The sequence below is a fragment of the Nocardioides hungaricus genome (genome assembly GCF_054782915.1).
This window is the reverse complement of record NZ_BAAGRO010000071.1, coordinates 1-3,368: the sequence shown is the minus strand read 5'-3', so window position 1 is coordinate 3,368 and position 3,368 is coordinate 1. Positions and strand designations below refer to the sequence as shown.

Annotated in this window: 3 protein-coding genes; all 3 read left to right on the top strand. The window is 68.4% G+C overall.

The features are described from left to right. Positions 1-35 precede the first annotated feature (35 nt). Positions 36-1,142, top strand: a complete 1,107-nt coding sequence (locus tag ACYVKX_RS23215) for a tyrosine-type recombinase/integrase (protein ID WP_460836085.1) — start codon at positions 36-38, stop codon at positions 1,140-1,142. Then, a complete protein-coding gene (locus ACYVKX_RS23210; RefSeq protein ID WP_460836084.1) occupies positions 1,108-3,084 on the top strand; it encodes a tyrosine-type recombinase/integrase in 1,977 nt (658 codons plus the stop codon). Before ACYVKX_RS23215 ends, ACYVKX_RS23210 begins: the two co-directional genes overlap by 35 nt. After that, positions 3,081-3,368 (top strand): hypothetical protein (locus ACYVKX_RS23205; protein ID WP_460836083.1); only part of this gene is annotated, 288 nt, incomplete at its 3' end. The genes ACYVKX_RS23210 and ACYVKX_RS23205, both read left to right, overlap by 4 nt.

Below are 3,368 nucleotides of genomic sequence, written 5' to 3'. Positions count from 1 at the left end.
GGTTCGGGTGGGTCACTGGGGCTACACCTGTCCCTATGGTCACTGAGGTCGATCTTCGACTCGTGGAACAGGGCGAGGGCTGGGTGCTGTCCGGTGTCGACGCCGATCGCTTCGTCGTGGTCGGTGAGTACCTGGCGCATCTGGTCGACCGGAACTACTCGCCCAAGACCGTGCGGGCCTACGGCTATGACCTGCTGAGCTTCTGTCGATGGCTGGCCACCGAGGAGATCGGCGACGGCGTGGCAGGCGAGCCGCTGGCGGGGATCGACACCGACGTGCTGCTGCGGTATCTGCGAGCGTGCCGGGACGCGACGGTCCCGGGGCGGCCTGGCCCGAACGTCGTGGCGATTTCGGGACGACGTGTCGACCGGTATGCGCCGTCGACGATCAACCGGCGGCTGGCGGCGATCTCGGGACTGTTCGGCTTCCTCGCCCTACGCGATCCGGACATGAAGAACCCGGTACCCAAGGGCAAGGAGGCACGCTGGGTGGTGGCCGGGGAACGCACTGGGCTGCTGGCCCACACCCGGCGCCGGCCGGCGAAGCGGTCCTCCCTGCGGTTGCGGGAACCGCGGCGGCTGCCGGTCGCCTTGTCACAGGCCGAGGCTGCCAAGCTGCTGGGCAGCTTCAAGTCCTGGCGCGACCAGGCGATCGCGGGGCTGATGCTCTACTGCGGGCTGCGTTCGGCCGAGGCCCTCGGCATGGACGTCACCGACGTCGACATCGGTGGCGGGTGGTTGCGCGTGATGGGCAAGGGCCAACGCGAGCGCCGTGTCCCGCTCGACGCCGACGTGGGATCGGTGATCCAGGTCTACCTACTCACCGAGCGTCCCGAATCCGAGTCGCCCCGGCTCTTCCTTGTTGCCAAGGGTGCGCACCGGGGACAGCCGTTGACACCGGCAGGGCTGCGCACCGTCTTTCGCTACCACCGCGAGCTGACCGGGGTGTCTGCCGGGCATCCGCACACCCTGCGGCACACCTTCGGGACCGCGCTGGCCGAGGCCGGCGTGGACTTGGCGGTGATGCAGGCGCTGCTCGGCCATGCGCATGTCGACACCACCGCGCGTTACGTCCACCTGGCCCCAACTCATGTGAAGGCAGAGTTCGATGCCGCTCGCGCTCGCATCCGCGACCGATCCTGAGCAACCGCCTCGTTCTGGCGACGCGGCGAGCAGCCCGACGGGCTTGCTGGAGTGCTACCTGACCCACCTGGCCGCGACGGACCGCGGGAACCTGTCCTACACCCGGGCCGCGCGTCGGTTCTTCCAGCGGTGGCCGGACCCGACGGCGTGGGCCGCTGAACCGTTGTCGGTACGGTCGGCGGCAGACAGCGCGACCCGACCGATCATCACCTACCTGATGTTGTTCCAGGGCATGGCACCCGGCTACGACTTCCTGCTCGACCACAAGCTGTCGAGCATCTGGCGTGAAATCCGGCGTTCGCCCTACGCCACCAGCCTGGATCGGTTCATGGCCGCGGCCGCCGAACTGGGGTTCACCGAGCGGGTCAGGTTCGCGACCGGCTCCCAAGTCCCGATCCGGCTGATGATCCAGACCGGCCGCCCGTTGGAACAGCTCACGATCACCGACCTGAACCAGTTCGCTGACGCCTGCCGGGACCGCGAGGAACGGACCGGGAAGGGCCACCACCACTACCGTGCCGCGCTGAGCAACGCTCAGCGGGTGCTCTACCACCAGGGCATCGTCGACCAACTGCCCCGCAGCGGCGGCCCGACACCGTTCGCCGAGCGGCTCGCTGACGTCAGCGATCCGATCCGGACTGCGCTGGTGGCCTACCTGGACCGCAAGCTGGCAACTTGTCAGCCCAAGACCGTGTCCGCGCTGGCGACCCGGTTGAAGCACTTCGGCGTCTTCATCACCGCCATCGACCCAGGGCTGGCGTCGCTGGCCGGGCTGGAGCGTCGCAAGCACATCGAGCCCTACCTGACCTCGCTGCTGGACGCGGTCAGCGAGAAGACCGGGGAGCCCATCACGGTCGCGGACCGCGGGCGTCGAGTCATCGCCCTGGCGGGATTCCTCACCGACATCACCGAGTGGGGATGGTCCGACGCGCCGGCACGCAAGATCATCTTCCGCGACGACATCCCCAAGGCCCCACAAGTCCTGCCGCGGTACCTGCCCGTCGACGTCGACCGACGACTGACGCAGGCACTGACCGAGCACCCCACCAATCAGCTGGCCGCCGCCGCACTGCGGCTGCAACGCGCCTGCGGACTGCGGATCGGAGAACTGCTCGACCTGGAGCTCGACTGCGTCCACGAGGTCCCCGACCACGGCCACTGGCTCAAAGTCCCCTTGGGCAAGCTCGACACCGAACGGATGGTGCCCATCGACGCCGAGATCCTCGATCTGGTCGATCGCATTACCACGTTGCGGACCCCGGGCAGGCCGCTGCCGCATCCGCGCTACCGGCGCCCCGCCCAGTTCCTGTTCACCTACCTGGGCCGGCGCCTGTCCCAGCAGGGCCTACGCGCCGAGCTCGACCGGGCTACGACGGCCGCCGGGCTCGGACACATCACAAGCCACCAACTGCGGCACACCTACGCCACGGCGCTGGTTAACGCCGGGGTGTCGCTGCAGGCGCTGATGGCGTTGCTGGGACATGCCTCAGCTGAGATGAGCTTGCGTTACGGACGACTGTTCGACGCCACCGTCCGCGCCGAGTACAAACGCGCGCTAGACCTTGCCAAACAGCAGACCCGCACCCCCACCCAGGGCAGGACCGAACTGCCACTGGTCGATATCACCGGCGGAAAGGACTGGAAGGACACCCCGCTGCTGAAGTCACGCCTGGCCGGCGGGTTCTGCCTACGCGCACCGGCCCAACAAGCCTGTGCCTACGCCAACATCTGCGAGCACTGCCCCAGCTTCCACACCGACGCCAGCTCACTGCCGATCCTTGCCGCCCAACGCGTCGATGCCCAAGCGCTGGCCCGCGACGCCGAACAACGAGGCTGGATCAGCGAGGCCGAGCGCCACCAGCGCCTCGTCGAGCGGCTCGACCACCTCATCGCTAGCGCCCAGCCCAACGACCACACCGAGCGCCAGGAGCAGACCAGATGACCATCCCAAGGACAGCACCGAGCATCCTCAACGATGTCGAACGTGCCTGCGTCCAGCTACGCCGTGACGGTCAGCCGGTCACCTTCACCGCCGTCGCCGCCACCATCGGCACCGCCCGCAGCACCCTGTACCGCAACCCCGCGATCCGGGCCATGATCAACGAGCAGCGCCACCGCGAGGCCGCCAACGGCACCCTGACCGGGCTCACCGACGAGATCGCCACCCTGCGCACCGTCGTCGACGAACTCGCCACCCGCGTACGACGCCACGAAGAACAACTCCGA